This window comes from Prosthecobacter sp. (genome assembly GCF_044373815.1).
Taxonomy (GTDB): domain Bacteria; phylum Verrucomicrobiota; class Verrucomicrobiia; order Verrucomicrobiales; family Verrucomicrobiaceae; genus Prosthecobacter.
In genome coordinates this window covers 1-5,959 of sequence record NZ_JBIPNG010000416.1, presented here as the reverse complement: position 1 = coordinate 5,959, position 5,959 = coordinate 1, and the positions used below count along the sequence as shown (strand labels likewise).

Here is a 5,959-nt window from a genome sequence, read left to right as displayed (position 1 = left end):
CGCCCGCGAGCCGGCGCATGACCGGCCCTATTACCGGGTGCATGGCTTCCATTCGGCACTCGTGCCTTCCAGTGAGGCGCACATGGCTTGGGATATTGGGGACCACGGTTTCAACATGGTTCTTTCGGCCTATGTGCCCGATCTTATCGGCAGCAACATCCGGGAAATTCTCAGCGGCATCCTCGACAAGCGCGGGCTCACACCGGCCGACATTGACGAGTGGGCGGTCCACCCGGGAGGCCGTGCGATTCTCGACCAAATCGAAGAGCAGCTCTCCCTTCCCCCCGCTGAGCTGGAGATGTCCCGCAGCGTGCTGCGTGACTACGGCAACATGAGCAGCCCGACGGTGATGTTTGTTCTCAAAGGTTTCCTCGAAGAAGCAGAAACCGCGCGCGCCATGACCTGCGCCATTGCCTTTGGTCCGGGACTCACAGTGGAAACGGCGGTGCTGGAACGCTGCGGTGCCGCGATCTCGGCAGCCCAGAAAGCCCAGCCTGCCGCGCTGGCAGAAGTCGTGGCATGAAACCAGTCACCAACAGTGCGAAAAGCGCGACAGACTACGATGTGATCATCGTGGGTGGCGGGCCTGTGGGCTTGTTGCTGGCCTGTCTGCTGAGGCAGCAGGGAATGCGCCTCCGCGTGCTGGAGCGGCGTGTGGAGCCCATGGCGTATTCAGCGGCCATCGGCATCACTCCACCCTCATTGCAGATTCTGGACAAGCTCGGTCTCGCCGCCGAGTTCGTCGCCAGGGGCGTGCGGGTGCGCGACTGCCTTGTGCATGGCCAGCGTGGCCGGCTTGGTTGTGTTTCGTTTCGGGAGATTCCGGACGCGCACCGCTTCATTCTTTCACTTCCACAGGCCACTACCATTGCGATCCTGCAGAAGCATCTGGGGCCGGAGCACTTCGAGCCTGGCTGTGAAGTCAGCGAGGTCAGGCAGTTTGAGGAGCACTGCTGCGTGCAAACCGGTGAACACACGCTCACGGCACGCTTCGTGATCGCGTGTGATGGCAGCCGCAGCCGCGTCCGTGAGTTCATCGGCATGCGGGCACCGGGGCATGTCTATGACTGCCATTTTGCCATGGGCGATTTTACCGACCGCAGCGGTTTTGGGGATGAGGCGCACCTGTTTTTCACCGAGACGGGTGCGGTGGAGTCTTTTCCGCTGCCCGGTGGCCAGCGGCGCTGGATTGTGCAGACTGAAACGCATCTGGATTATCCACCACGGGGGTTTGTCAGTGAGCTGATCAAAAGGCGCACCGGCATCGACGTACCCGCCGCCGATCAGCTCAGTGAAAGCGCCTTCACGCCGCGCAAATTCAACTGTGACCGCTACTACGAGGGGCGCATCATCCTCTGCGGTGACGCCGCGCACGGCATGAGCCCCATCGGCGGTCAGGGCATGAACACCGGCTTTGCAGACGCAGAGTTTCTCGCCGCCATTCTTTGCCAGGCCGATCCGCTGGAATGGCTGCCAGCTTACAACCGCTTTCGCCGCAAGGCGGCCAAAACGGCCATCGTCCGCGCCGAGTGGGGCATGTGGCTTGGCACCTGGCGCGGCAAAGCGCCCTCGATGCTGCGTGATGTCCTCTTGAAGTTCCTGCTCTGCCAGAAACCTGTCGCCAGACACATGGGATCATTTTATGCGATGCTCACGATCCCGTTCAACACACTCGAACGAGTTCCTTTGACCAGTCTGCAGCCGCGGCGGATTTGAGCTCCGGTTCTTTGGTCGCAGCCCGTGTGGCTGGAGTTTGGCGGGACGAAAGGCGACAAAGGGTGCCATTCATACCCTGTACACCCTATATTAGCCCCAGAATGTAAGGGATGGCGCTGGCTGCCACGGCTGCCTAGGTGCCTTGCGTGCTGAAAAGCGTTGATCCATCACCATAATTGACTAAACACAGCCATGCCCGTGAGCGACGACCGAAAACAGGAAATCACCAAATCCCTCAAACGTTGCAGTGAGGAGACGGTCGCCGCCGCACTTCGCTTTGAAGAGAGCAAGAACCTCGACGAGCTGGACGCCATCATTCTCGGCGTGCTGGCACGTGATGCGGCGAATCCGCGGCCAGATGGTGTGGCTTCGGTCACAGATGACATGAAGCTGATCGATGACATCGGCATGGATTCGTTTGGCATGATCGAAGTGGTGATGACGGCGGAGGAAGTGCTCGGCCTGACGATCGCCACGGAAGAACTGAGCGGTATTATCACTTTGGGTGATCTGAAGAAATTCCTTCGTTCCAAATTCGGCGCGAGCGTCTCATGAAGCGGGTGGTCGTCACCGGGCTGGGATTCATCTCCAGCATCGGCAATAACCGTGCGGCGGTGACGGAAAGCCTGCGCGAAGGCCGGTCTGGCATTGAGTTCGTTCCAGAACTGGCCGCCGCGAATGACCGCGTGAAGCTCGCAGGCACGGTGAAAGGCTTCGAGTTCCCCACATCTGATCCGCTCGACTGGACCTTTCCAGAACAGGTGAAACTGTCCCGTGCGCAGCTGCGCACCATGGTTCCCAATGCCGTGTTCGCCTATGCTTCCATGCAGGAGGCCATCGCTGATGCCAGACTCGAACCCACGCAGATATCAGATCCGCAGACCGGCTTGTACTGCGCTTCGGCAGGATCACCCTGGTTGACTTATCTGGCGATGGATTCGGTGATCAAACGCGGGCCTGCTCGCACCTCTGCTCCCATGGTCATCACGGGCATGCCGAATTCGCTGCATCTGAATCTCACGGCTCTTTTTGCCATCAAAGGCGCGACCCTGGCCTTCAACAGCGCCTGCGCCTCCTCCTCGCACGCCCTCGGGCACGCTTGTGACATGATCCGGCTGGGCCGGCAGAAAACCATGTTTGTGGTGGGTGCCGAAGACGCCCAGCTGCTGCACACCGTTTTGCCGTTTGCTTCGCTGCGGGCCTTGAGCGCTCAAAGCGATCCTGCTTTGGCACCGCGTCCGTTTGATGCAGGCCGCGATGGTTTCATCACCACCGGTGGCGGTGTGACGCTCGTGCTCGAAGAGGCTGAGCATGCCGCCGCACGCGGTGCCACGGTTTACGCCGAGGTCACAGGCTGGGGCCAGGGCTCGGATGGCTACGATGTGGTGGCACCGGACCCAAGCGGCAGCGGACTGGCGCGTGCCATGACCAATGCGCTGCAAGACGCCAACCTGGAGGCTGCGGCGATCGATTACATCAACGCGCACGGCACTGCGACGAATGCGGGCGATATCGCCGAGCTGAGCGCGCTGAAAACCGTCTTCACTGGTGGTGCCAGACCGAAAGTCAGCAGCACCAAGGCGCTGACCGGTCACGGACTCTGCTTGGCAGGAGCTTTGGAGGCGGGCATCTGCTGTCTGGCTTTAAAAGAAGGCTTCATGCCGATCTCCGCCAAGATCCAGCAGCTGGATCCCGCCTGTGAAGGCGTGGACATCCTCACCAGTCCGATTGATCAGGCACCGCGTGTCGCGATGAGCAACTCCAGCGGCTTCGGCGGCTCGAATGTCACGCTGATTTTTTCGAAGCCCTGAGCCCGGCAAGCTGAAGCCATGAAAGAGCGTGTCTTCCAGCCCGAACTGCTCGATACGCTGCCACCTGATGACCCCGACGCCATCCGTGCGCGTGAGGAAATGCTGCAGGTCAACGGCATCATGGGCAATCATCGCTGGATTGAGCGCATGGTCCGCCGTCATCGCGAAGACGGCTGGCGCATCACGGAGCTGGGTGCGGGAGACGGGGCGCTGTCCCTGCGGCTCGTGGAAGCAGGCTGTTGCAACGTGGCGGCGCTGCATGCTTTTGATCTGGCACCCAGGCCGGAGCTCTGGCCCGCAGAGGCGCACTGGACGCGGGGCGATGTTTTGGCGCAGGCGCTGCCAGACACAGAAATCGTGATCGCGAATTTGTTTCTGCATCATTTCACCACGGAACAACTGCGTCTGCTGGGTTCGCGCCTGTCACCCGTGACACGATTGATCGTGGCGGCGGAGCCGGCGCGGCGGTGGATTTACTCGGTGATGGGCCGCTTGTTTTGCGGGCTGGCGGAGCTCAATCATGTGCAGCGGCATGACATGCAGGCGAGCATTCGTGCGGGATTTCACGGGCAGGAACTGCAGAGGGCGCTTGGGCTTGGCGAGGAATGGCAGGTGTCCGCGCATGAGCACCCGCTGGGAGGGTATCGGTTCATGGCCTGGCGCTGAAAGCCGGACGCCGAGGCCAGGACACCCGTCGCCGTGGGGCGTAAGTGCCACCATCCTGCGGCACATGAGATGGACAGCGGAGAAGGGGGGCATGGGAGCCCCTTGGGATGCAATGGAATGAGAGGCGGCGGCCATCGCCGACGTTTCGTAGCGCATGATTCGTCTGCTGCTCTCTCTGCTGGTCCTGAGCTCTGCGTTGCATGCCGCGCCAAACATTTTGCTGCTGATCGGCGACAACTGGTCCTATGATCACGCTGCGGCGAATGGTAGCAGGGCGGTGCGCACACCCGTCTTTGACCGCATGGCGCGCGAGGGCATGCGTTTCACGAACGCCTTTTGCCCGGTGCCGTCCTGCTCGCCCACGCGCTCATGCATCGTCACCGGACGTGCGGCGCATCAGCTTGAGGATGCGGCGAGTTTGTGGAGCAAGTTTCCCGGGAAGTTCCGCGTGTTCGGTGATGCACTGAGCCAGGCGGGCTGGCATGTGGGGTTCTCCGGCAAGGGCTGGTCCCCGGGGAATTTCAAAGACTTCGGCCGCGACCTGAATCCAGCCGGTGCCGAGTTCAAAGACTTTCCCGCCTTCATGGCAGGGCGAAAGGAGAAGCAGCCCTTTTTCTTCTGGTTCGGATCGACCCATACCGCGCTGCACCAATGGCGCGCCGGCACCGGCAGGGCGCGTGGCATTGATCCGACGCAGGTGCGTGTGCCGAAGGCATTGCCAGACATGCCGGAAGTGCGCGAGGAAATCACGGACTATCTCGCGCAGGTGGAGCTGATGGATGAGGCGTTTGGTGAAGCCATCGCGCTGCTGGAAAAGAACGGCGAGCTGGACAACACGGTGGTGATTCACACCAGCGACAACGGCTGGCAGATGCCGCACGGACTCGCTCATTGCTATGACGAGGGCACGCACGTGCCGCTGGCGGTACGCTGGCCCGGCAGGGTGAAGGCGGGCAGCGTGAGCGATGCGTTTGTCTCGCTCACCGACTTCGCGCCGACGTTTCTGGAGATCGCCGGGCTCCAGCCATGGCCGGAGATGACGGCGCACAGTTTTGTCGATGTGCTTACGGGAGGACCGCCGACGGTGAAGCGCGACCGCATGTTCATCGAGCGCGAACGGCACGCGAACGTGCGGCGGGGCGATCTGAGCTATCCCGTGCGTGGCGTGCGCACGGCGGAGTTTTTATATTTGCGCAATCTGCGTCCGGACCGCTGGCCGGCGGGTGATCCACAGCTCTATCATGCCGTGGGGCCCTACGGTGACATTGATGGTTCGCGCACAAAGCTCTACATGATGACGCATGCGAAAGATCCGGCGGTGAAACCGCTGTTTGAGATGAGCTTTGGCAAACGGCCTGCCGAGGAGCTCTACGATGTGAAGAACGACTCCGATCAAGTGGTCAATCTCGCCGCTGATCCCCGGTTTGCGAAGGTCAAGGCCGGGCTCAGCGCCAGCACCGATGCCTGGATGCGTGAGACGAATGATCCGCGGGTCGATCCAGCGACGAACGTGTGGGACCGCTATCCCTATTTCGGCGGCAAGGCGAAGGAGTTGCGCCAGGCGAAGCAATGACGCGTATTGCCCGTACGCGTTCGAGAGTACATACTGCGGCACATGATCCGGCCCCACACGCCGCCAGAAACACCCGAAGACAAGCCCGCGCATAGCGGGGAATCGGGTGGTGCATGGGCGTCCCCTTGGGAGCTGGATCTGGAGTGGCTGGATGCGCCGCCCGGAAAAAAGAGACGCTACATCGAGGAGAAAA

At 61.5% G+C, this 5,959-nt stretch carries 6 protein-coding genes; all 6 read left to right on the top strand.

The window, feature by feature from the left end:
• Positions 1-523: 3-oxoacyl-[acyl-carrier-protein] synthase III C-terminal domain-containing protein (locus ACIREA_RS24780; RefSeq protein WP_397385016.1), on the top strand; the 523-nt coding region annotated here is incomplete at its 5' end.
• On the top strand, positions 520-1,716 hold the full coding sequence (locus ACIREA_RS24775; protein ID WP_397385015.1) for an FAD-dependent oxidoreductase: 1,197 nt from the start codon (positions 520-522) through the stop codon (positions 1,714-1,716). The genes ACIREA_RS24780 and ACIREA_RS24775, both read left to right, overlap by 4 nt.
• Positions 1,717-1,914: 198 nt before the next feature.
• On the top strand, positions 1,915-2,271 hold the full coding sequence (locus ACIREA_RS24770; protein WP_397385014.1) for a phosphopantetheine-binding protein: 357 nt from the start codon (positions 1,915-1,917) through the stop codon (positions 2,269-2,271).
• Positions 2,268-3,527, top strand: coding sequence for a beta-ketoacyl-[acyl-carrier-protein] synthase family protein (locus tag ACIREA_RS24765; protein WP_397385013.1), 1,260 nt, complete (start codon positions 2,268-2,270; stop codon positions 3,525-3,527). The genes ACIREA_RS24770 and ACIREA_RS24765 overlap by 4 nt, the downstream gene beginning before the upstream one ends.
• Positions 3,528-3,545: 18 nt before the next feature.
• The gene (locus ACIREA_RS24760; RefSeq protein ID WP_397385012.1) at positions 3,546-4,193 is read left to right on the top strand and encodes a hypothetical protein; all 648 of its coding nucleotides are present in this window, start codon (positions 3,546-3,548) and stop codon (positions 4,191-4,193) included.
• 154 nt (positions 4,194-4,347) lie between these two features.
• The gene (locus ACIREA_RS24755) at positions 4,348-5,766 is read left to right on the top strand and encodes a sulfatase (protein WP_397385011.1); all 1,419 of its coding nucleotides are present in this window, start codon (positions 4,348-4,350) and stop codon (positions 5,764-5,766) included.
• Positions 5,767-5,959: the final 193 nt, after the last annotated feature.